This window comes from Streptomyces sp. NPDC060028, from assembly GCF_042736725.1.
Taxonomy (GTDB): domain Bacteria; phylum Actinomycetota; class Actinomycetes; order Streptomycetales; family Streptomycetaceae; genus Streptomyces.
In genome coordinates this window covers 1-23,292 of sequence record NZ_JBHWVJ010000046.1, presented here as the reverse complement: position 1 = coordinate 23,292, position 23,292 = coordinate 1, and the positions used below count along the sequence as shown (strand labels likewise).

Below are 23,292 nucleotides of genomic sequence, written 5' to 3'. Positions count from 1 at the left end.
ATCCGTGTCAGAGCCCGAGGAGCCGGATCCCCTCGATCAGGAGCGCGTACGGGAACTCATGGGGGATCTGGCCGACCGGGTCCGCGGGGCCGGCTCGGTCGTCGACTACATGAATCTCCTGCTTTGCCTCCACTTCCTGCGGATGACGGGAGGTGCGCGGTGGGACGGCGTCGTGCGGCGGGCTTCCACCGGAACCGGTTCGGACGGTGCCAACGCCTTGCTGCACCACATCGGCTCGGCGGTGGACGAACAGCTCAAGGGGCTCGCCGTGCTGCCCGGAATGCGCGAGGCGGTCCTGCGGTTGGAGCCCCGTACGTACGACGACCTCAAGCGCGTGGTGAAGGCGGTCGGCCTGCTGGGACGGGGCGCGTTCCGCCTCATCCTCTGTGAGTACGAGACCCGCGCAGGACTGCGCAGCGGCGAGTTCTTCACCCCACGCGCGGTGTCGACCATCATGACCGGGGTCGCCCGCAGCGGTTGCGAAGTGGGGGTGCCGAGCAGCATCTACGACCCTTATGCCCGTGGCGGCGAGCTTCTTGCCGAGGCTGCCGCCTACTGCGCCGTGCAGGGCACGGGGCCGAGCGCTCTCGACGTGCGCGGATCCAGCCCCGGGCGTGACACGTGGCGGCTCGCGAGCATGAACCTGGCCCTCCAGGGCGTCCGCCCCGACCTGCGCCTGACACGCGGGGCCCCCTGGAGCTCCGTAGATGGGCGTCGCGCGACCCGCTTCGACTTCATTCTCACCAACCCCCCGTTCAACATGAGCGATTCGGCGGGGGAGGCGCGTGGCGACGGGGAGTGGCCGTACGGTGCCCCTCCGGTCGGCAACGACAACTTCGCCTACGTGCAACACGTGCTCACCTCCCTCGCGGAAGGCGGATCCGCCGGCGTCGTGATGCCCAACAAGGCGGGGAACTCGACGAATGCGGCGGAGGCGGAGATCCGCCGGAACATGGTGGAACGCGGTGTGGTGAGGTGCGTCGTCGCGCTGCCGGACCGACTGTTCTCCAGCACACCAGTACCGGTGTCGTTGTGGTTCCTCAGGCACCATGCGCGTCCCTGCGACGAGGTGCTGTTCGTCGACGCCCGCAGCCTGGGCACCCTGCAGAAGGGCAAACGGGTCCTCGACAATGCGAATGTCCAGGCCGTTGTGGATGCCTGCCTGGGCGCTGGGTGGGCGGGCCGGGACCGCGGGGTGCGGTCCGCGCTGGTTACTCGGGAGACCCTTCGTGCCCGGGGCTACTCGCTCAGCGCCACCGACCACGTCCTCGCCGACCAGCCGGACGGGGCTGCGGCCGACGCGGCCGCCACCGAGGCCTGGCAGGAGATCGAAGCCCGCGGGCGGGAGCTGCGGGAGGCGGACGCCGTGGTCACCGATGCCGGGCTCGGGCCCCGGTCCCCGCGGCGGCCGGCTCGGGGGGCGGCCGGTCGCTTGCCGACCGGATGGGCCGAGGTGGTACTGGCTGACGTGTGCGCGATCAAGGCGGGCCCCTCGTACTCACTTCTGGGCACGGAGCAGCGTACGCCGGACGGCGACGTGCCCGTGGTGTTCCCGAGGCACTTGAGACAGGGGCACATCGAGGACACGGGCGCCGAGCGCATCCCGGCCCGGCTCGCCGGGCGGCTACGGGACTTCCGGCTGGTGCCGGGTGACATCGCGTGCATCAGGTCAGGGGCGATGGGGCCGCCCGCGCTGGTACGGGAAGGGCAGGCCGGCTGGGTGATGAGCCCCAACCTGCTACGGCTGCGCCTGCACCCGGGAGCACCAGTGGACCCCAGGTACCTGTTGGACTACCTGTGCCGGCCCGACGCAGTGACTTGGGTGCGCGACCGAGCGGCGGCGACCGCCGCGCCGTCGATCAGCGCCCATTCACTCGGCAACCAGCCGTTGGTCCTCCCGCCGCTCGAGGAGCAACTACGCATCGCCGAGGCGCTCGCCGCTCTTGAGGACCAGGCCACGGCGCACCGCCGCTTCGCGGAAGCGGTCTCGGATGCGCGGGCCGCCATGGCAGAACGCCTGATGGGCGGGTGGTCCCACGACGGGTGACCCGCACGACCAATGACCCGCACGGCCTGCTGTTCCGCTCACCGATGCATCACACCTCTGAAAGGGAACTCCTCATGACTGCTCCAACCGATCCGGCGGTTCCGCAGCAGGCCTCGGTCACCGGCTCCACCACCGCATGGGTGCCGTGGCTGCTGACGGTTGTGCTCTTCTCGCTGGTCGTCGCCATGTCCGTCGGCATCCTGAAGTCGCTCGACGGCGCCGGTTGGGCGGAGGCCGTCTTGTCCGGCGGTACGGCGTTCGGTACGTCGATCGGGATCTGCCTGGGTGTGATGGCTGCGGTGAGGGAGCTGAAAAGGCCTCGCTAGGCACTGTGGGCAAGGTCTGAAGCGGCGGCTCGCGCTGGATGTGCTCGCTCGCGTGGCGCTCCTCCGGGCGCTGGGCTCAGCCGATCGGATGGCCGAGCAGCATGACGGGGGCTCCCGCGGCGCGCGTGAGGATCACGGTGGCCGTGTTCGGGCCGGGGGTCGTGCCGCAGGGGGAGAGCTCGTCCGGCACGACGGCCACGCCGCGCTCCTTCACCGACAGTTCGCCGATCCCGCGCTCACGCAGCAGCGCCTGGAGCTTCTCCACGTCGTACGGCAACACGTCGGTGATCTCGTACGCGGTGGCGAACGCGGTGGCGTGCAGGGTGTCCGCGGTGAGGTGGGCGACGGTCTCGTCGATGAGGCCGCCGCCGACGTCCTGCGCGACCTCGGCGAGCAGGCCGGCACGGACGACGGCGTTATCGGGCTCGTACAGGTAACGACCGACCGGGCGCACCGCCGGGGCGGGCAGGCCGCGGCTGGTGAGGGACGCTCCCCCGGGAAGCACGGTGGCACGGCGCACACCGTGGGGCACGGGGGTGTCGGGCCAGTTCGCGTCGTGCTCGGACAGGCCGAACCACAGGACGGCTTCGGTGACCTGTCCGCGGTAGGAGATCCATTCCGTCTCGGAGCAGTCGGGTATGGCTTCCCGTGCGATGTCCCGTGCGATGTCCCGTGCGATGTCCGATGCGACCTTGACAGCTCCCGTGCCGACTTCGCGCACGACGTCCAGTGCCCACTCCAGCGGAGGCCAGTACGCCGGGGAGCCGACGTCCCCGTCCCGGCCGCTGCGCTGCACGAGGTTGATGAAGACCGACTCCGAGCACCCCACGGTCTCCTGCGCCATCTCCGCGAGGTCCGCGCACTGCCGCGCCAACACGAACTCCGCAACGATGCCGCCCAGCGCGCGCACGTTCGCCTGTGCGACCGCGCAGGCCAGCGGGTCCTGGTCGACCAGTACGGTCACCATCGGCGCCCGGGCCATCTCGAACGCGTCACCTCCGACCCCGCACCCCACCGCGCCGGCGTTGACGATCCCGAACTCATCCATGATCCGGACTCCCCGGTACGCCGCCACAGCCCGAGGAGACGAGTGCTCCAGGCCGTCCGGGGTGAAGTACATGCGCGACGCCTCCGCACCGAACTTCGTCACGGCTCTCCGTCGCAACCGCACCTGCTCGACAGCGGCCGACACCCACTCCGCGGGATACTCACCCCGCAGCCGCGCCGTCATCGCCACCTCATCGGCCGGATCGAGACCGCTCACAGCAGCCAGCAACACCTGACCCCGCTCGGTCAACAGCCCCTCGAACGTATGAAGATCCATCCGCGCAGTCTCCCACCGCACACACGACCGCCCGCCTGAAGGGGCATCGTTCGAGGCCGGACCACAAAGCAAAAGCTCCCCGCAAGGCGTGGGTGACGTCCAACATCGGCCCGGCGCCCAGGACGTGTCGATGGCCTGTCACCTGGCCGCCAGCCAGAGCCTGGCGCGGGGTCCCCTGCTCGGCCTGTCGCAGTCGCTGGTACTGCGCAAGGTCACCAGACGCTGGGCGGGGTGGATCGGCGCCAACCTGGCCTCATGGCTCATCCTCGATGCCGCCCTGCTCCTGTTGTCACGGCTGTCCCGCGACCTCGACGTCCCGCGACCTCGACGTCCTGCGGGGCGACGGATCAGTGGCCGAGGTCTACCTCTCCCCTCATCGCCACCACGCCACTCACCGGCCGGGCCCTGCTGTGGGTGCTCGCTCCCTCCGCCCTGACGGTTACCGAGGACCCGTAGCCGGAGCACGGCGGCGGTGCCCGAAGCAGGCGCCGCCGCCGGTGATCAGCTGGTCAGGTAGTTGTCGATGTCGCGGGCGGAGCGGTAGCCGCTCTCGATCGCCCCGTCGATGAAACCGCGCCACGTGATCGACGAGTCGGCGCCCGCGAAGAACAGCCGTCCTTCGGTGGTGCGCAGTTCCGGCAGCACCTTCGCCAGCTGTCCCGGCCGGTAGATGCACCACGTGCCCAGCGCGAGCGGGTCGTTGGACCAGTCCCAGCCGACGATGCTCTCCACCTCGACGCCCGGCAGGAGCGGCTGCAGCGCACTCTGCATGCCCTGGACGTCGTCGAACTGGGGCATCTGCAGCTTGTCCGGGTTGGCGGAGAACACGATCAGCCACGAGCCTTCCGGACCGTGGGTGTAGGTGACCACGAAGTTGACCGCCTGGGCCTCTGGGGCCACGATGCTCACGTTGCCGATGTCGCCCTTGACGCGGACGAAGCACTTCCTGCCGGCGCCCGCGTGCCGGTCGGCCGACGCGGTCCGCTTGATTTCGGACAGGCCGGGCTCGAACTCCACACTGTTCAGGACGTTCATCGGCAGCGCGATCAGTGCCGTCGGCGCGCTGACGGCCTCGCCGCTCTCCAGCTCGACCCGCACCCCGTCATCGGTCTGGACGACACGCCGCACGGGCGAGTTGAGGCGGATGTCGGCCAGCGTGGCCTGTCCGGCAATGGAGTTGATCAGCTCCCGGGTCCCCTTCACCAGCTTCGTTGCCGACAGTGCGGCCATGGCCTGCGCCGCGCTGTATCCCGACAGGGCGTAGCAGCGGAAGATCTCGCTCGCACCGGACTGGTCGAGGGGGCCGAACGCGACCAGGCAGCACATCCCCTCCACCCAGTCGCGCAGCGCCGGCTCGGCCTTGAAGGTGTCGAGCTGCTCACGCATCGACCGCTTACCGAGGCCATCCGGGTCCGAACTCACCGTTTCCAGGAACGGCTCCGGGAACAGGGTCATGCCCGGGGCACAGAACTCGTCGAACGCCTCCAGCGCCCGCGCGGCATCTTCGTCGGACAAGTCCACGACGCGGCCGCCGGAGACGACCGCCTGCCGCAGCCCTTCCAGCACCGGGAACGTCTCGGTCTCAATGTCGTAGCGGTCGATCTCGGACCACACGTGCGGCTGCAGAGGGTGGACCCACGTGCCGCCGAACTCCATCGGATGCCCGTCGTGGTCCTTCGTGTAAGTCCGGCCGCCCAGGCGGTCACGCGCCTCGACCAGGACCGCACGGCGTCCGCGCGACGACAATTCACGCGCGGCCGTCACCCCGGCGAAACCGCCGCCCACGATCACGACATCCACTTCAGAATCTGACGTCGCCACGATCTGCTCCCTTACCGTCGTCTGGCCTGACTCGCGAGCCACTATCCGGGAATGGGCGCCAGCCGGTCGCGCGCCACGCTCTGTCTGGAATTCACGTCTTCTCGATGGATCTCCTGTGATTACGCCGACGCCAGTGTCACGCTGCGTACAGTGCCCGTTCTCAGGCCACGACGAAGAACTTCATGAACGGCGACCGGGTTCTCCAGGTGGCCGTGAATCCGGCCGGGAATGAATAGGTGCCCCCAGCGACGAGCTCGATCTCGTGCTGGCCGACCGCGCCTGAGTCGCCAACTCGTACTGGGAGCCCTCAGCTTCGGCTGAGGGCTCTCTTATGTCTGGCCCCTGATCTGCACAGTGTCTCGGGACCAGCATCTCCGGGGCCCGTCATGTTGGGAGTGCCGGGGGCCGGCGGGCAGAAAGAACCGACTTTTCGCGGCCACTTGGGTGGCGTCCTGCAATGGCCACCGGGGGCCGTCCCGGGCGGTGCGGGCAACGTCGTACGGGGTGGTGGGCTGCGGGGTCGTGCGCATCACCTCCACAGTCCCGCACACGCGCCTTGCCTGGCATGAGAGCTATAGCCGGATTGCCGGGTTCAGTGAAAGTGCTCGAGAACGCTGCATCGACCGCATAGAGTCCCAGGTCAGGAAGCCTGCTCCCCGCGCCCGCGGGGATGAACCCTGGCTTACCACCTCATCGACGCTGCCAGAGAGCTGCTCCCCGCGCCCGCGGGGATGAACCCGACACCGTGGCGTCGGTCAGTCCCAGCTTGGCCTGCTCCCCGCGCCCGCGGGGATGAACCCTGGCGGTCACCAAGACCCTCGTCCAGCAGGCCCTGCTCCCCGCGCCCGCGGGGATGAACCCTCTGCTTCACCCCCCACCAGATCCGCCGGACGTTGCTCCCCGCGCCCGCGGGGATGAACCCACGATCTGGTCGAGGAGCCAGCTGTAGCGGCGCTGCTCCCCGCGCCCGCGGGGATGAACCCGCCCGCGCCGCCCGCCGCCGCCAAGCCGCCATCTGCTCCCCGCGCCCGCGGGGATGAACCCGCGTACGCGAGGATCGGCTCCCCGCGCTCGGTTTGCTCCCTGCGCCCGCGGGGATGAACCCACCTGCGACCTGACGGTTTGCATCCAGTCTGGTCTGCTCTCACGCCCCAGGGATGAACCCGGCTACCACCGGCAGAAGTCCTGTACGTCTGCTGCTCCCCGTGTGCGCGGGATGACTCTGTGATTCCCGCGCCGGTTAGTTCGATCGGGGCTGCTCCCCGGCGCAGGCGGGGATGAACCCATCAAGCCGAGTAGCGCTCTGCGTCTGGCCATAATGATGGAGTCCAAGGGCTCGTAGCCATAGGCCGCCAGGGAGCGGTGACGCATGTCGCTGCCGTCGCTCGCCCAGGGCGTGCCCGGCGTCCTGGCGGTCAGTGGAGAGCACGCGAACGCATGCTTCGGCCGCTCGGAGGCGTCTCGGCCGGGGCCCAGTTGGGAAATGGCCTTGAGTCTCCAGTGACTGGAGACACCAGAGTGGGGGACATGGACACTACGACCCTGTACTCGATCGGGGAGCTTTCCCTGCGGACGGGCTTGCCCGTGAGGACCATCCGGTTCTACTCCGGTTCGGGGGTCGTAGCGCCGACCACCCGAAATTCCGCCGGCTATCGGCTCTACGACTTCGACGCACTGCTTCGTCTGGAACTCCTCCGCACACTGCGCGAGCTGGGCATGGACCTGGCCACGATTCAACGGGTGTTGGACCGCGAGCTCTCGGTGGCGGAAGTCGCCGAGGCGCACGCCGACGCCACGGACGTCCAGATCCGGGTGCTGAAACTGCGTCGGAGCGTTCTGCGAGCCGTGGCCAGAAGCGGGTCCAATCCCGAGGAGACCAAGCTCATGCACAGGCTCACGCAGTTGTCCGGCGAGGAACGCCGACGGTTGATCGACGATTTCGTGGAGGGCACCTTCGGCACGGTGGATGCCGACCCGGCCGCGGTGGCCATGGTTCGCGCTGCTACTCCCGACCTCCCCGATGCTCCGTCCAGCGAGCAGGTCGCCGCATGGGTGGAACTCGCCGAGCTGGTCGGCGACGAGGACTTCCGGGCCCGGATGCGCCGGACGGCCAGGTGTCAGGCCGCCGGGCGCACACTCGACCTCGACATCGAGAGCGAGGTCGGCGAGGAACTGACGGAGTTCACTCGTCAGAAGGTAGCCGAGGCCATGGAGGCGGGCATCGACCCGCTCAGCGATAGGGGCGCCCTTGTCATCGATGACCTCGTGCACCGCTTTGCCGAGGTGCTCGCGCGCACCCCTGACACGGAATTCCGGGATTGGATGGCCCAGCAGTTCGAAGAAGCACACGATCCCAGGGTGGACCGGTACTGGCGGTTGGTGTGGATCGTGAACGGCTGGCAGCTGGTACCGAGCCTGATCCCGGTGTACCCCTGGCTTATCCAGGCCCTGCGACGTGACCGTGACGCGTAGTCACTGCAGTGGGCACCGCCCCGGATCGGGCGGAAGGTGGTGTCGCCGTTGTTCGTAGTGGTGGCTGGCGGGGTGACGGGCTATGACGTTGCGGGCATCGCTTCCACAGTGCCGCGCCGGCCCCATTGCCTGGAATGAGAGCTTTAGCTGGATTGCCGGATTCAGTGAAAGTGCTCGAGAACGCTGCGCCGCCCGCATAGAGTCCCAGGTCAGGAAGTCTGCTCCCCGCGCCCGCGGGGATGAACCCACGGCTTCCAGATCACCCCGTTCGGGACCGTCCTGCTCCCCGCGCCCGCGGGGATGAACCCTATCTGGATCTTGGAATTGAGTCACGGGGTTTCTGCTCCCCGCGCCCGCGGGGATGAACCCTCCTGCTCGGCGTCCCAGGTCATGACGATGTGCTGCTCCCCGCGCCCGCGGGGATGAACCCGGGCCCGATGTCGTCGCCACACTGAGAGACGTCTGCTCCCCGCGCCCGCGGGGATGAACCCATGAACGTCCGACCGGACTCGGCAACTTCGATCTGCTCCCCGCGCCCGCGGGGATGAACCCATGCAGTTCGGCAAGATCGACGGAGACGGTGTCTGCGCCTCGCACCCGCGGGGATGAACCGCGAGGCAAGGGCCGGCGCCCGCTGACCGGCGTCTGCTCCCTGCGCCTGCGGGGATGAACCCAGCCACGAGTGGACCGGGGCCTACGAGGTAGGAGGCTCCCCGCGCTGGCGGGGATGGAGCCATCAAACTGAGCTGCGCTCTGGGGCTGGCCTACGGTTCGCCGCGCTCGCAGGACGGGGACACAGGGCGGCGCTGCTGTCCCGGATCGGCGGCCGAGCCCTAGCCCTGGCTCGGCGCGGCCTGCCGGCGCGGCTGCCACGTGTGGGTCGGGAGGGAATCCGCCAGGGTGGTGAAGTAGCGCTGGGCGCGCCATGCCTCGAGGTTGCCGATCACGAAGAGGTGGCGTTTGGCCCGGCTGCCGCGACGTTGAGGAGGTTCGGCCGTGAGGCCGCCGTGGGTCCGCGCCTAGGACGAGGACGAATACGTCCGCCTCCTTCCCCTGAGTCGTGTGCACCGTACCGACCCGCTCGGCCGGCATCAGGTCGTGGCCGGCCCGCTTGGCGCTGGCGACGACCTGGCGGAACGGGCTGATGACGAATGCGTCCCGGGCATATCCGGACGCGAGGAGAGGACCCGTAGCCGTTACGCTTCTTCATCTGGAACGAGGCCCGTCTTCGGCGATGTGGCAGGGCTTTCGACAAGCCCTGCCACCGCAGTTCAGCAGCACTTTCCAGGTCTCCGGCCGCCCCTTGGACGATGATCGGGCCGGCCTCGCCGGGCGCGAGGTGCCCAGAGCAGAGGAGCCCACCCATTTCAGCCGACACGTGGCCGGAGCTCTTGCTCCACTCCGAGCGGTTGACCGCGCTCTATACCGAGCTGCCGCCCTTGGAACACCTGGTCCTCAGGTCGGTCCACCTGAGCCCCTACGGCCCCGCTGTGAAGCTGCGGGTGGACCTTCCGCGCTTCCCGGACCTCGCCCCTCTGGCGTGGACCAAGGCTGGCTGCGATCGGTTCGAGGCCCAGATCGAGTTCATGGCTGTCGGCGAGGACCTGCGGATGCGGGGTATTCCCGACTGCACCGTGGTCGACGTCCAGTTCAGCTCCCTCGTCCAGATCTGCGAGCGCCGGGTCGGTGTCGCGGTGCACGGAGCAGGATTCTCGCTGGAGTTCACCGCATACGCCGCGCTCAAGACGAGCCATCTCAACGCGTACCGCTCCGGCGACGCGGACCCCTATACCGCTGAGCGCTGGTTTGAGAGCCGAGTCGACCAGCATCTGCACCAGGTGCTGCCTCCCACGACCAGGAGGGTGTTCTATGACTGACCGTGACTGGTCTGCCGAGGTAGCCAATCCCGAGACGCTCCGCGAGGTCCTTGGCACACCCCCGCCGCCGCTGACCGACTACGACCTGATCTCCGTCCACATCGACGAGCGCGAAGCGTCGGTCACCTTGAGGTTCTTTGCCTTCGCCGTCCCGGCCGGAGCCGCTGCTCTATGGCACGCGCAAGGACACAACGCGGTCGAGTTCTTCCTGGTCTGCACTCACGTGGAGAACCTTGCCGTCGACGGATGGTCCACGAGCCCCATCACTGCCATCACTCTCGACGGGTCGTCCGTCGTGCTCACCGGCTCGGGGAAGCGGGTGTCCTTCGAGGCAGGCGAGATCCACGCTGAGGCTCCAGTTGGGCGGTTGGCCAGTCGGGCGCAGTAACGTCCCCGGCATATTGGTCCTTGCCGGGAACGGGAGCTATGGCTCGATTGCCGGATTCGGTGAAAGTACTCGAGAACGCGGCGTCGCCCGCATAGAGTCCCAGGTCGGCAACTCTGCTCCCCGCGCCCGCGGGGATGAACCCCGGCCGCGAAGGCCTCCCTGGCAGCAGACTCCCTGCTCCCCGCGCCCGCGGGGATGAACCCGGTCCCTGCTTCTTCTCGGCCTGCTCGGCGAGCTGCTCCCCGCGCCCGCGGGGATGAACCCTTGGATCACACGGATCCGTGGACTGCCGCGCACTGCTCCCCGCGCCCGCGGGGATGAACCCCAGCACCTCGCCGATGGCGAGCAAGCCGAGAACTGCTCCCCGCGCCCGCGGGGATGAACCCGAGCCTGTGAGCGGTGTCCTCCGGTTCGGCGGCTGCTCCCCGCGCCCGCGGGAATGAACCCTTCCTGGAGGAAGGCGGAGAGCCTGGCAAGGTCTGCTCCCCGCGCTCGCGGGGATGAACCCCGGCAGTTGCCCGTGCCCGAGCGGCGGAAGTACTGCTCCCGGCGCCCGCCGGGATGACCCCGACACCAAGCACAGGCGTTGGTACGGGCTGGACTGCTCCCCCCGTTCGCGGTGAGGGATGGGGCGTTGTTCCGGGTCGGAAGGCAGGTCCTCGTTGGGACCGGCCTTCCGGTCGGCTGCCTGGCGTGGGGTGGGAGGGAATGCCGCCAGAGTGGCGGAGTAGCGCTGGTCGTGGGACTCGTCCGGGTCGTCCTTGCCTTTCGCCGCGCCGCATCGGCGTGGGGGTGGGGGGTCGTTGCTCCGAGGGTGGTCGCGCTGCGGCTACGGCCGGGTGGCGGAGCGCTCTGACGGGCGGGCGGACAAGGCCTGGCTCAGTGCCAGGACGCTCAGGCCGAACATCAGGATGCCCAGGGGGACATGGAGCGACGGTATGTGCGCGATGCCCAGGACCACCTGTACCGAGGCGAGTAGGAGGAAGCCGGACGCGTACAGGATGGGGCGGGGAGATCCGCCGCCCGGGCGCCACGCCAGGACCGCGGCGAGCACGTACACCATCGATGCCCCGTACATCACGCGCGCGCCGACGCTGTGCAGTACCTCGCCGTAGGACGCGGACAGCAGCAGTCCGGCGGTGACTGCCTGGAAGAAGATGGCCAAGGTCTGCAGGGCGATCGCGACCTGCTGGAAGGTGAGTCTGCCCTGTACCGCCGTCGTCTGTGTGGCCATGTCGTGGTCCCCTCATCTGCCTCGCGGCGCTGGGTCGGTAGTGTCTCGGTGATCCGACGACGTGGGCCCGGGAAATGTGAGGCGAAGCGTCGACCTCGTAGTCCGGTGCGGTGTTTCGGCGAAGTGTCGACAGCGGAAGCGGACGAGAAGCACCAGGAGCGACGACGACCATGGGCACCCCGTCCGAGCCAGGGCATGAGCCGGCCGAGCCGGGCCTGAGCCTGATCGTCGGCGAGCGGCGCCAGCTGATCAATCTCGCGTACCGGCTGCTCGGTTCGCTGGCCGAGGCCGAGGACGCCGTGCAGGAGGCCTACACCCGCTGGTACGCGATGTCGCGGCAACAGCAGGAGGCCATCGAGTCGCCCGGCGCCTGGCTGACGACGGTGGCCAGCCGCATCTGCCTGGACATGCTCGGTTCGGCGCGGGCCCGGCGCGAGCGCTACGTCGGCGCATGGATACCCGAGCCGCTGCCCGACCGTACGGAGTGGTTCAGCGGGCGGGCGGGCGGCGGCAGGGCCGAGTCGGCCGACCCCGTCGACCGGGTCACCCTGGACGAGTCGGTGAACATGGCCTTCCTCGTCGTACTGGAGTCGATGACGCCGGCCGAACGCGTGGCGTTCATCCTGCACGACGTCTTCCGCTACCCCTTCGCCGAAGTCGCCGAGATCGTAGGCCGGACGCCCGCGGCCTGCCGGCAACTGGCCTCCTCGGCCCGTCGACGCGTCCGCGCAGCGCAGGCCCCGGTGCGTCCGACGGCCGGTCAGGCCGGTCTGGTGCGGCACTTCAAGGAAGCGTGGGAGGCCAGGGACATCGATGCCCTCGTCGGCCTCCTCGACTCCGACGCCACGATGACCGCCGATGGCGGCGGCCTGGTCGGCACCGTCCTGCGCCCGGTCGAGGGCAGCGAGCGCATCGCCCAGTACCTGATCCACATCGCCGACAAAGCCCCTGGGCTGAAACTCCTGGAACGGACGGTCAACGGCCGGCCCGGCCTGGTCGCCCAGCACGCCGGCGTCACGGTGACCGTGGCGGCGTTCAGCCTGAGTGGCGGCCGCATCGCTCGCATCTGGGCGGTCCGCAACCCGGAGAAACTCCGTCCGTGGGCCGAGACCGAGACCGAGACCGAGACCGAGACCGAGACCGGGAACGAGACCGGGAACGAGACCGAGACCGGGCAGGGCTGAGCGACGCCGGACTGCTGCAGTACTGACGCGACCTGTACGTAGTGGGCTCGTGCCCGGTGGCGGGTCAGATCCAGCCGCGGCGGGCCGCGACGACGCCGGCCTGGAAGCGGTTCACCGCGCCCAGGAGTTCGTGGAGGCGGCTCATGCGCCGGCGCATGGTGCGGACCGACCAGCCGAGCTGGCGGGCTATGGCCTCGTCCTTGAGGCCGCTGACCAGCAGGGTGAGCACCAGGCGATCCTCCTCACCGAGCGGGTCCTCGGCGGGGACGTCGAGCGGCAGGGCCTGTTTCCAGCACAGCTCCCAGTAGTCGGTGAGGGCGTCCAGCAGGGTGGAGGGGCGGATGACCGCAGCGCGCACGCCGTCGAGGTCCAGGGAGAGCGGCATCAGCGCCAGCCGGCGGTCCGCGATGGCCAGTTTGATCCGCAAGCCCGGCATCACCCGGGCCTGCTCGCCACGGCGCACGAGTCCGCGGATGTCCTCGAGCACCCCCGGCCACTCCAGCGCCTCGGGGGCGTAGACCGCGCGGTAGCGCACGCCGCGCCCCAGCGCCGTGCTCTCCACCGGGTTGGAGGTGGTCAGTGCGTACGGCGGCCGGTCCAGTGTCATGACGTCCTCGCGCGCCTCCTGCTGGAGGCGGACGAACCAGCGGCCGAGCGCCTCGCGGCCGGTGGCGATCTCCACCTCATCCTCCCCGGCGGTGCCGTCCTGGGCCGCCGCGAAGAGGCGGGACAGCTCGCCCGCCACCGAACGGACCCGGTCCAACTCCGCGGCCCGGGTCCGTACCAGGGACTCGACCGCCGCCCCCGGCTCGATCGCCGCGTACCGGCGGCGGACGCCCGCGAGCCGCCCGACCAGGCCGTGGTCGTGCAGCCGGTCCAGCGCCCTGGCGGCACGGAGAGGGGAGCAGCCGAGGTCGGCGGCGAGCTCGGTCGGGAACGCCGTACGCCGGGTCAACACGGCCCGGTAGACGCTCTCGTCGAACGGATCGATGCCTGCGGCGGTGAGCTCGTTCGTCATATGCGGATACTGGCCCACTTGTGCCAGCGGCAGCAATGGGCCGCCAGGATCTGTTGTACGGAGAGTGACTTCGGCGCTAGGACTTCTCCCCATGGCCAAGAACCCACGAAGAATCCGACGCCTGGTGGCCGTCACGGTCACCACCGTCGCGCTTGCCGGGACGCTCACCGCGATACCCGGCACCGCGACCGCGAAGTCACCCGACCCGAACCAGCGGGTCATCGTCGAACTGTCCGGGGACGCCGCCGTCGCAGCCGCCCCCGGCGGCGCGCTCACATCCCTGGCCGCCGGCACCGCTTCCGCCGTCGGCGAGGCCCGGCGGACCCTGGCGGCACGGCAGGACGCCTTCGTCGGGACGGTGCGGAAAGCCGGACTGCACCCCGCCTCACCCCGCAAACTCGGCCTGCTCGTCAACGCCGTGGCGATGACGGTGCCCGCATCCGAGACGGCGCGGCTGGCCGCGCTCGCGGGCGTCACCGCCGTCCGGCCCGACACCCGGATACAGCTGCGCACGGACACCAGCGTGCCGCTGACCGGCGCGCCCGAGGTCTGGAAGCGCGAGGACCCGGCCGGGGTGAAGGCCACCGGCAAGGGCACCGTCGTGGCGGTCCTGGACAGCGGCGTGGACTACGGCCACCCCGACCTGGGCGGCGGCTTCGGCAAGGGCCACAAGGTCGTCGGCGGCTTCGACTTCGCCAATGGCGACGACGACCCGATGGACGACAACGGTCACGGCACCCACGTCGCGGGCATCATCGCGGGCAAGGCGGCCAAGAAGGGAGGCGTCACCGGCATGGCGCCCGACGCGAGCCTGCTGGCCTACAAGGTCGTTGGCGCCGACGGCAGCGGCTACACCTCCGACATCATCGCCGGCATCGAGGCGGCGGCCGACCCGGCGGGCCCCCACCCGGCCGACGTCATCAACATGAGCCTCGGCGGCCCCGGTGACGGCACCGACCCGCTGGGCCGCGCGGCGACCGCCGCCGTGCGGGCCGGAGTGGTCGTCGTCGCGGCGGCGGGCAACGACGGGCCCGGCAGCGGCACCGTCAACTCTCCGGCGTCGGCCGACGGCGTCATCGCGGTCGGCGCCTCCACCAGCGGGATGCGGATGCCCAGCGCGTACCTGGCGGGCAAGGAGCCCGAACTGATCCAGACGTACCGGGGCATCCTGTCCGCGAACCCGCCCCGGGAGCCGGTCACCGCGCCGCTCGTGGACGTCGGGGCGGGCACCGCCGAGGACTGGAACCGGGTCGGTGACGTACGGGGCAAGATCCTGCGGGCCGACATTCTCGTCCCGCCCAGTACGGAGGTCCTGAGCGGGAGCGACATCGACTGGGCACGCGAGGCCGAGAAGCGCGGCGCACTCGCCGTGCTCGGCGGGCTCCCGGAAAACGCCGGACCCGTGCTCGCCGCCACCCCGGGAACGGTCGAGGCCCCGGCGACCCCCGCCCGCCCCGACCTCACCCGGACCGCCGCCTCCGGCGACTCGTTGCGCATGGACCGCCTGGTCGTCATGGGCATCGACACGACCCAGTACGCCCAGCTGAGCCGTCAACTGGCCGCCGGCAAGGTGTCCGTCACCCTGCGCGGCACCGACTCCACCGACGAGATCGCCTCGTTCTCGTCGCGCGGACCCGGCACCGGCTTCGGCCTCAAGCCCGACCTGGTCGCACCCGGCGTGGAAATCCGCTCCACGATCCCCACCTCGATGTACGAACCCGGCGTCTACCGCATGTCGGGCACCTCGATGGCGAGCCCGCACGTCGCCGGAGCCGCCGCCCTGCTGCGCCAACTGCGCCCGGACCAGGACCCCGACGGGATCAGGTCCGCACTGGTCGGTACCGCGAAGCAGCTCGCCGGCACCGGCCCCACCGCCCAGGGCAACGGACGGCTCGACGTGGCCGCCGCGGCCTCGGCCACCCTCAGCGCCTCCCCGACGGCCGTGTCGTTCGGCCTCGCCGACCTGGCGGACAGGACCGTCGGCGCCACCGCGAAGGTACGCCTGGCCAACCCCGGCAAGGAACCGCTGACCGTCACCCTCAGCAGTACCGGACCCACCACCGTGTCCCCGTCGCGGGCCACCGTCCCCGCCGGGGGGTCCACGACCGTCACCGTCACCCTGCGCGCCGACCGCCCGGCCACCGACACGGAGATCAGCGGCCGGATCACGGCCACCCCCGAGCGCGGCCCGGCCCTCCAAGTGCCGTACCTGCTCGTCGCCCGGCACCTGGTCGTCCAGGCGTCCCCCGACCCGAGCGACGGCCGCTCCACCGTGCACGTCGCCGCCCCGGCCGCCCTGAACGCGCCGCCGGAGATCACTGTCACCCCGCCGCACGGCAAGGCCTTCACGCTGCCCACCACCATGAACGGCGCCGGCTACTACCAGGCCGACGTGACCGGGAAGGCGGCCGGCGCCTACCAGCTGGCCGTGCGGGCCACGACCACCGACGGCCGGCGGATCACCGGAACGGGCGCCTTCGAGGTCACCCCCGTCGGCAGCCGCGGCGACCGCTGGGAGCCCATCGGCCCGAACAGCGAGGCCGGCCACGTCGCGCTCTCGCCCGCCCGGCCGAAGCAAGCCGTCGTGACCCAGTTCCGAAAGGCCGCCCCCTGGCTGACCACCGACGGCGGCGCCAACTGGCGCCAGGTGGGCAGGCTGCCGATCGCCGACGGCAACGGCACCGGAGCGGTCGTGGTCGACGCCCGCCGCCCCGATCGCTGGTGGTACGCCGTGAACACGGCCGCCGACCCCACCCGCCGGGGCACGATCCTGCGCACCGACGACAACGGCCGCACCTGGCGCAAGCTCGACGTGCCCGACGCGCACATCGACGAGTTCGTCGCGGACGAGCAGACCCGTACCCTCGCCGCGATGGTTGGCGGCACGCTGCTGGTCAGCACGGACGCGGGCGACAGCTGGGCGACGTACCCCACCGGCGTGACCGGCGCCGTCCGCGACGCCACCCTCGTCGGCGACACCCTGTACCTGGCGACCTTCGACAGCGTCTGGCGGATCGACGGCGTCGGCAAGGGCGACCCCGGGACGGCGCACCTCGTCCTCGACGAGCCGGTGAGCACCATCCGCGGCATGGCGGCCGACTCCACCGTGGTGGCGGCCTACGTCCCCGGTACGGGCGTCCGCGGCTCCTACGACAAGGGGCGCACCTGGTCCACCCTGCTGCCCCTGGCGGAGGGCGGCAACGGGCTGTCCGCCTCCGGCGGCGACCTGTACCTGCGCGCCCTGTTCGGCACCGGGCAGGTGAGCCGCGACCACGGCAAGACCTGGAAGCCCGTGCCCGCCCCCTCGAAGGCCGCCATCGCGATGGACTACGACCGCTGGGCCGACGGCTCGGTGACCGTGTCCAGCGAACAGGACGGCCTGTACCGCGGCTCGGCCGACGGCACCGGTTACCGGCGGATCGGCGTCCAGGGCCTGACCACCTTCGCCCTCGCGGCCAGCGGCGACCAGCTGCTCGCCGGAACGGTGAGCGGCACCTACCGCACCGCGATCCCCGTCGCCGGCCCCGAGTGGGGCCAGTCCGGGGCAGAGGGCAGGACCGGTCGTCTCACCTCGCACATCGCCGTCTCGCCCAAGGACACCAAGGTGGTGTGGCAGGTCCGGCGCACCGCGACCGGCCTCTTCGAGGTCTCCCGCAGCGGTGACGCCGGCCGGACCTGGCAGGTGAAGGGCACGTCGTCGGAGATACCGACCTCGATCCTGGTCCACCCGGCCGACCCGGACCGGGTGGCGATCAGCTTCAGGAGCATCTTGGGCGATGGGCTGTTCGCGACTTCCGACGGCGGCAGGACATGGAAGAACCTCTTCCATGAGAGGTCCTTCGACGCCATGGCCGGTGACCCGCGCGACCCGCGGCGCCTCTGGCTGGGCAACGCCTCGGGCCTCTACCGCTCGGACGACGGCGGCGTCACCAAGACCAAGGTCGCCGAGGGCCCCGTCTCCGCGATCGTGATGGACGGCCGACGCCTGGTCGTCGGCGGTTCGTCCGTCCGGGTCAGCACCGATGACGGCAAGACCTTCCGCACCGCCGACACCGGCCCGCTCGCGGTCCACGTCTCGGACCTGCTGCGGGTCGGCGGAGCGCTCTACGCGGCCACCGCCGGCTCGACCGCGTCCGGACTCGTCCAGGGCGGCCGGGGCGTACTGCGCAGCACCGACAACGGCCTCACGTGGGAGAACATCTCGAGCGGTCTGCAAAACACCGACACCACCAAGCTGACCGCGGCCCCCGACGGCCGCACGCTCTACGTCGGCGCGGTCGACGGCGGGGTATACCGCCTGAAGCTGCGCCGCTGACGGCCCGGTCGGCGCTCGTGCGCGTGGCCGGCGGGAGATTCTCCCGCCGGCCACGGCCGCCGTTCGTGGCCCGCGGAAAGTGGGACGACCTGTGCGAGCCGTGCCGGCGCCCGCGGGAATAGCCCGACCGCTCCGCCGATGTCCCGGAGCAGGCCCGACGTTTAATCGCTGGTGTGCGGTTCGCTCGGCCGCATAGGTTGGCGTTGCGACCGCGCCTCCGATGCGCCCGGCTGCGGCTACTTCCTTCTGACGACCAAGTGACGCCGCCGCCCCTTTTGATCTCGGCAGGCGCGGTCCGTCTTCGCCCCATCAGACCCTGCGTCCGGGGCGTCCGTTCCTTTGGATCCGGGGGGATTCACTGCCTCGTTACACCCAGCGCGTCTCCAAGGTCTGGTCTGAGATGCTCGTGGCCCCGCACGTCTCCGAGGCCGCCCGAACGCCGCTCGCACCGGAGGTCCACCACTGGCCCGCCGGACGGCCTTTCCGTACGTACGAAGGCGGCCCGGCCTTCGTACGGGAGCCGCGGGAGGAGCTCTTCCTGCTGGCCGTCGGCAATTTCGTCTCCCAGCAGACCTTTTACGAGAGCGGCCGCGAGCGCGACGACCGGTACGCCCGCCTCGTGGGTGAACTCGCCGTCGAGGACCCCGTATGGACGGCCGGCCTGCTGCGCTGGCTCCGCAGCGAGGGCAACATGCGTACGGCGTCCCTGGTGGGGGCCGCCGCGTACGTTCGGGCCCGGCTCGAGGCGGGGTCGTCCGGGGGCCCGTCCAACCGGTCCGTGATCGACTCGGTGCTCCAGCGCGCCGACGAGCCGGGAGAGATGCTCGCCTACTGGACCTCGGTGTACGGGCGCAGCGTGCCGATGCCCGTGAAGCGGGGCATCGCCGACGCCGTACGCCGGCTGTACTCCTCCCGTTCCCTGCTGAAGTACGACACCGCGTCCAAGGACTTCCGCTTCGGTGACGTGCTCAACCTGGTGCACGCTTCCCCCGACCCGGAAAAGCCCTGGCAGGGCGCGCTCTTCCGGCACGCCCTGGACCGCCGCCACCACCCGGAGCAGGCGGTCGCGCCGGCGTCCGACCGGCTGTTGACCGCGCACCGGGCTCTTACGGAGGTGCCGCCGGACGAGCGGCGGGCCCTGGTGACCGGGCCGGGCGGCGCCGAGCGGCTGGCCGCGGCGGGTATGACCTGGGAGGCCCTGGCGGGCTGGCTCCACGGACCGATGGACGCGGCCGTCTGGGAGGCCGTGATCCCCTCGATGGGGTCCATGGCGCTCCTGCGGAACCTGCGGAACTTCGACGAGGCAGGGGTTTCGGACGAGGTGGCCGCCCAGGTCGCCGCACGGATCGCGGACGCCGCCGAGGTCGCGCGGTCCCGGCAGTTCCCCTTCCGCTACCTGGCCGCCCACCGGCACGCGCCGTCGCCGCGCTGGGCAGACCCGCTGGAACGGGCGCTGGGTCACTCCCTGGCCAACGTACCGATCCTGCCCGGCCGGACGCTGATCCTGGTGGACCGCTCCGACTCCATGTTCTGGGACAACGTCTCGGAGCGGTCCAAGCTGAAGCGGGCGGATGCGGCGGCCGTGTTCGGTGCCGCGTTGGCGATGCGCGCCGAGCAGGCGGACCTGGTGGAGTTCGGCTGGTCCAGCGCGCAGGTGCGTTTCGAGGCGGGGGAGCCGGTGCTCGAGGTGCTGAAACGGTTCCACAGTCTCGGAGGCACCGAGACCACGAAGGCCGTACGCGCCCACTACCGGGAGCACGACCGGGTCCTGATCGTCACCGACGAGCAGGCCGCGCCCGCGCCTCACGGCCGCCGCCGCGGGCCGGCCGAACCGGTTCCGGCCGAGATCCCGGTCTACACCTGGAACCTGGCGGGGTATCAGCCCGCGCACGGCCCCGCGGGGCCGCACCGGCACACCTTCGGCGGCCTCACGGACACGGCGTTCCGGTTGATCGGCCTCATAGAGGCCGGTCGCCAGGCCGCCTGGCCATGGACTGCCGGCCCGGCGTAGCGAGCTCCGGGTGGACCCCCGCGAGTGCTCGAGCAGGCCAGGGCGTGCGGTGGACAACACGGGCGGGGCAGCACCCTTCGACATGCGCGCCGGCGAGGTCCGACTGGGGCCTTCAGGGCCTCAGGGCCTCAGGGCCTTCAGGGTGGTGTCCAACCAGTGCAGCTCGGTGCGGCTGGTGGCGCGGGCGATGGCCAGCAAGCCCTGACGGAAGGGGTCGTCGAACTCCTCGGCACCGAGCGGGCGTTCGCCCTCGTAGAAGAAGCTGCTCGGCTCCTGGAGGAAGGTCAGGCGGCGGCGGAGCACTGCGGCCTGCTGGTCGGGGGCCTCCAGGTGGCGCAGGAAGGCCAGGACGGTGAACCAGTGGTTCTCGTCGCTGATCTCGACGCCGTCGGCCTCACGCAGGCGTCGGCGCAGGTCGTCCTGGCCCATGCCGGTCAGGGTGAGGACGTGCCGGGGTGCCGCCCGGGTGCCGGGCTCGGTCTGCCGGCTCAGCAGCCCGGCCTTCTCCAGTCGCTTGATGGCGGGATAGAGCGTGCCGTCGGCGATCGGCCGGACGTGGCCGGTGAGATGCGCGACGCGCCGCTTCAGCTCGTAGCCGTGCAACGGCTGCTCGTACAGGAAGCCCAGGATCGCCAGTTCCAACACCACGCCATCATGCCTCACTACCTCTATATATCGGTGCCGATGTATAGTCTTGGCGATGCTTTCGGATGGCTGGGCTACCGGGTGCCGGCAACACCGGGCATACGACCGAGCGATCCAGTGATGGAGGAGGAGTCATGCGCGACGCCCAGGTGACCCCCGAAGGGGCGCGAATCCGCTGGGTGGAGCTGCCCGGAGACCCGCGGCGTGCCACCCGTGTCTACCTGCACGGGCTCGGTGCCTCCGCCGCGCCGTACTTCGCGGCCTCCGCCGCGCACCCCGCCCTGGCCGGCCACCGCTCGCTGCTGGTCGACCTGCTGGGCTTCGGCATCAGCGACCGCCCCGCCGACTTCGCCTACACCCTGGAGGACCATGCCGACGCCGTGGCGGCGGCCCTGGAGGCGGCCGAGGTCCAGGCGGCGGACGTCATCGGGCACAGCATGGGCGGCGCGGTGGCCATCGTGCTGGCCGCCCGCCACCCGCACCTGGTCGGCCGACTCGTCCTGGTCGACGCGACCCTCGACCCGGTGCCCGTCGTGCACGGCCAGCCCGGGGTGAGCGGCATCGCCGCCCATACCGAGGAGGAGTTCCTGGCCGGCGGGTGGCACCAACTTCGCGAGAACGTCGGGCCGCACTGGTGGGCCACCATGCGCCTGGCCGGGCGCGAGGCGCTGTACCGCAGCGCGACGCACCGGGCCCTTGGCACTGAGCCCGCCATACGCGACATGCTGACGGCCCTGCCGATCCCGCGCACCTACCTGCGGCCGGAGGCCGACCAACCACTTCCCGGCACGCGGGAACTCGCCGAGGCGGGAGTCGAGGTGGTGTCGATCCCGGACTGCGAGCACAACATCATGCTGGACAACCCGGAGGCCTTCGCCCAGGCCACCGCCCGCGCCCTACGAGAGGCCTGACACAGCGGGAGCCGCACCGCTCACCCCTCCGGCGACGGCGAGGCGGGCCGACGGCTGCGACCCGGCACCCGTACGGGCACGTGGCGGCCTCCTCAACCCGCTGGTGGAACGACATCACGGCCTTGAGGTTGTGCCGCGCGGCGTGCTCCCGGAGCGCCGTCTGCAGGAGCACGAGTCGCCGGCCCCGCAGCGCCTCCTCCGACAGCCCGAGGGCCGGCGCGGGGTCTCGGATCTCCAGGTAGAGCCGGTGATCGGGGCGCGGCGTCAGGGTGTCAGGTGTAAGGCGAGGGCCTGCGGCGGCGGCTTGGGCGCTGCTCCTGGTCCGGCTGCCCTGGCGCCGCTTCCCCGGGCCGGCACCGAGGCCGGTATCTGCGGCCCCCGGCGTGGGCTGAGGGTCTTCCCACCGGTCCTGTGGACAAGAGAAGCTACGAGCATCGTTGTTCCGGGAGGGGTGGGGGACATGGAGAGTTCTGAAAGTTTGGCGTTAGCCGCCGTACAGGTAATGACGGCAGCCGTAAGCGGTGTGAGTACAGCCGTCGGGCAGGCTGTGGGCGAGTTGGTACGGTCTCGGCTTGGGGGCTCGGTACCAGGTCAGACAGCATTAAATGGGCTAGAGCAGAACCCGGAGGACACGGCTGCAGTAGAGGCTCTGCGCAGCACTCTCCAAGATGAACTTGCTGCTGACCCCGAGTTCACCGGGAAGCTGAGGAACGCCCTCGTCCCTCCCCGCCCGTCCCACCCACCGCATTACCCGAGTGGCAGTATTGTCATCGGAACCAGCAAACTGCGTGGTAGCCAACTATCACTAGGTCCATTGACGGTCAGTAACGTCCGCAATTCCAATGGCTCGCGGTTCACCATAGCCATCCTGGCGCTGCTCGTGCTTGTTCTGGCGCTCTACGGCGGCGTACGACTGGTCACCGGGGACGATTCGCATGATTCCGGCCACGTGCCAGAAGCCGAGCGAGTGGTGCTGCGCGATGCGGCTCAAGTCCTGCCCGTACTTCCGGGGCTGGGGAGCCTGCCGACCGGATGGAGCGTGAAGACCGGGTTCCCGGGCACGATGCAGTGCCCGGCGAAAAGTCCCGGTTGCGATGGCTCGTCGATCAGTGCGGCGTCGGAGTACGTGCCCGCCTCCATGGTTGACCAAGTCCGGATCGAGCTCCGCTCCTATCCCACAATTGATGCGGCAACCGTGGGATACAAGGCACTGGCCAAGCAACAGGTGGACCGCGGCAGCGGTCTGGACCCACTTTCCTTGCCGGACGTGGGCGGCGATGAGGTCATTGCCGTCGCATGGAGGATGAACAATGACGACGGTTCTGCCGGTACGGCTGCGACAGGGGCAACCTCGGTCGTCAGGGTAGGCACGGTAGCCGTCACTGTCTTTCTGCGAGACGAGGGTGCGGGCGGCACGTCACTCGAAGTCCTTCAAACACTGACGGCAACAATGGCGGCCCGGGCCCGCGAAGCGATTTCTGGCCAGACGCCTCAAACAGGTGTTCAGCTCTGAGGCGCCGCCTCGCCCCATACAGCCCGCACCCCTGAGACCTCCTACGGGTAGGACTCAAGTCCGACACTCATGAAGATCGCCAACAGCATCCGGAAAGTGAGCCAGAACCGCTGGAAGTGAACGTACTGCTCGAAAACCGCAACCCGCCCGCCTAAGGCTTGTCCCGTAACTGCTGGTCACAGGTGAGATGATCTTGGTGTGGCTGG

Annotated in this window: 15 protein-coding genes and 3 CRISPR repeat arrays; of the genes, 10 read left to right on the top strand and 5 right to left on the bottom strand. The window is 70.3% G+C overall.

The features are described 5' to 3' along the window. Window positions 1–4 precede the first annotated feature (4 nt). Window positions 5–2,047, top strand: coding sequence for an N-6 DNA methylase (locus tag ACFWBF_RS22640; protein ID WP_385604745.1), 2,043 nt, complete (start codon window positions 5–7; stop codon window positions 2,045–2,047). Continuing rightward, entirely contained in the window at window positions 2,044–2,373 is a 330-nt protein-coding gene (locus tag ACFWBF_RS22635) for a hypothetical protein (protein WP_385604739.1), read from the top strand. Before ACFWBF_RS22640 ends, ACFWBF_RS22635 begins: the two co-directional genes overlap by 4 nt. A 76-nt stretch (window positions 2,374–2,449) precedes the next feature. Here the strand turns inward: ACFWBF_RS22635 and ACFWBF_RS22630 are convergent, their stop codons facing one another. Together ACFWBF_RS22630 and ACFWBF_RS22625 are read right to left on the bottom strand one after the other, a co-directional pair. After that, on the bottom strand, window positions 2,450–3,697 hold the full coding sequence (locus ACFWBF_RS22630; protein ID WP_385604736.1) for an SAM-dependent methyltransferase: 1,248 nt from the start codon (window positions 3,695–3,697) through the stop codon (window positions 2,450–2,452). A 501-nt stretch (window positions 3,698–4,198) separates the two neighbouring features. After that, entirely contained in the window at window positions 4,199–5,488 is a 1,290-nt protein-coding gene (locus ACFWBF_RS22625; protein ID WP_385604733.1) for a flavin monoamine oxidase family protein, read from the bottom strand. A 680-nt stretch (window positions 5,489–6,168) separates the two neighbouring features. Then, window positions 6,169–6,683: a CRISPR direct-repeat array (repeat unit 28 nt; unit sequence TGCTCCCCGCGCCCGCGGGGATGAACCC). Window positions 6,684–7,045: 362 nt separating this feature from the next. Between ACFWBF_RS22625 and ACFWBF_RS22620 the strand changes: the two genes are divergently transcribed. The 3 genes from ACFWBF_RS22620 to ACFWBF_RS22610 all read left to right on the top strand — a co-directional run bounded on the left by ACFWBF_RS22620 (window position 7,046) and on the right by ACFWBF_RS22610 (window position 10,255). Further along, entirely contained in the window at window positions 7,046–7,990 is a 945-nt protein-coding gene (locus ACFWBF_RS22620; protein WP_385604730.1) for a MerR family transcriptional regulator, read from the top strand. 218 nt (window positions 7,991–8,208) lie between these two features. After that, window positions 8,209–8,725: direct repeats of the CRISPR family, unit length 29 nt; unit sequence CTGCTCCCCGCGCCCGCGGGGATGAACCC. A 674-nt stretch (window positions 8,726–9,399) separates the two neighbouring features. Further along, window positions 9,400–9,867: an Imm50 family immunity protein gene (locus ACFWBF_RS22615; RefSeq protein ID WP_385604727.1), complete on the top strand. Its 468-nt coding sequence runs from the start codon at window positions 9,400–9,402 to the stop codon at window positions 9,865–9,867. Beyond that, window positions 9,860–10,255: an Imm50 family immunity protein gene (locus ACFWBF_RS22610; RefSeq protein ID WP_385604724.1), complete on the top strand. Its 396-nt coding sequence runs from the start codon at window positions 9,860–9,862 to the stop codon at window positions 10,253–10,255. The genes ACFWBF_RS22615 and ACFWBF_RS22610 overlap by 8 nt, the downstream gene beginning before the upstream one ends. Window positions 10,256–10,368: 113 nt before the next feature. Beyond that, window positions 10,369–10,885: a CRISPR direct-repeat array (repeat unit 29 nt; unit sequence CTGCTCCCCGCGCCCGCGGGGATGAACCC). Window positions 10,886–11,084: 199 nt separating this feature from the next. Here ACFWBF_RS22610 and ACFWBF_RS22605 read toward each other — a convergent pair. Continuing rightward, window positions 11,085–11,489, bottom strand: coding sequence for a hypothetical protein (locus tag ACFWBF_RS22605; RefSeq protein ID WP_385604721.1), 405 nt, complete (start codon window positions 11,487–11,489; stop codon window positions 11,085–11,087). A gap of 170 nt (window positions 11,490–11,659) precedes the next feature. Between ACFWBF_RS22605 and sigJ the strand changes: the two genes are divergently transcribed. Beyond that, window positions 11,660–12,673, top strand: a complete 1,014-nt coding sequence (gene sigJ / locus ACFWBF_RS22600; RefSeq protein WP_385604718.1) for an RNA polymerase sigma factor SigJ — start codon at window positions 11,660–11,662, stop codon at window positions 12,671–12,673. Window positions 12,674–12,737: 64 nt separating this feature from the next. Here sigJ and ACFWBF_RS22595 read toward each other — a convergent pair whose 3' ends face one another. Beyond that, the gene (locus ACFWBF_RS22595; protein WP_385604715.1) at window positions 12,738–13,691 is read right to left on the bottom strand and encodes a hypothetical protein; all 954 of its coding nucleotides are present in this window, start codon (window positions 13,689–13,691) and stop codon (window positions 12,738–12,740) included. Between the two features lie 91 nt (window positions 13,692–13,782). Here ACFWBF_RS22595 and ACFWBF_RS22590 point away from each other — a divergent pair, with 91 nt between their 5' ends. Both ACFWBF_RS22590 and ACFWBF_RS22585 read left to right on the top strand, forming a co-directional pair. Then, window positions 13,783–18,006, top strand: a complete 4,224-nt coding sequence (locus tag ACFWBF_RS22590) for a S8 family serine peptidase (protein ID WP_385604712.1) — start codon at window positions 13,783–13,785, stop codon at window positions 18,004–18,006. A gap of 400 nt (window positions 18,007–18,406) precedes the next feature. After that, window positions 18,407–20,017, top strand: a complete 1,611-nt coding sequence (locus ACFWBF_RS22585) for a TROVE domain-containing protein (RefSeq protein ID WP_385604709.1) — start codon at window positions 18,407–18,409, stop codon at window positions 20,015–20,017. 120 nt (window positions 20,018–20,137) lie between these two features. Here the strand turns inward: ACFWBF_RS22585 and ACFWBF_RS22580 are convergent, their stop codons facing one another. After that, complete coding sequence (locus tag ACFWBF_RS22580) at window positions 20,138–20,662, bottom strand: PadR family transcriptional regulator (protein WP_385604706.1); 525 nt, start codon at window positions 20,660–20,662, stop codon at window positions 20,138–20,140. A gap of 134 nt (window positions 20,663–20,796) precedes the next feature. On the opposite strand from ACFWBF_RS22580, the gene ACFWBF_RS22575 reads away from it, so the two are divergent. Together ACFWBF_RS22575 and ACFWBF_RS22570 are read left to right on the top strand one after the other, a co-directional pair. Further along, window positions 20,797–21,573, top strand: coding sequence for an alpha/beta fold hydrolase (locus tag ACFWBF_RS22575; protein WP_385604703.1), 777 nt, complete (start codon window positions 20,797–20,799; stop codon window positions 21,571–21,573). 814 nt (window positions 21,574–22,387) lie between these two features. After that, window positions 22,388–23,086 carry a hypothetical protein gene (locus ACFWBF_RS22570; protein ID WP_385604700.1) on the top strand — a complete coding sequence of 233 codons (699 nt, stop codon included), beginning with the start codon at window positions 22,388–22,390 and terminating at the stop codon, window positions 23,084–23,086. Window positions 23,087–23,292 lie beyond the last annotated feature (206 nt).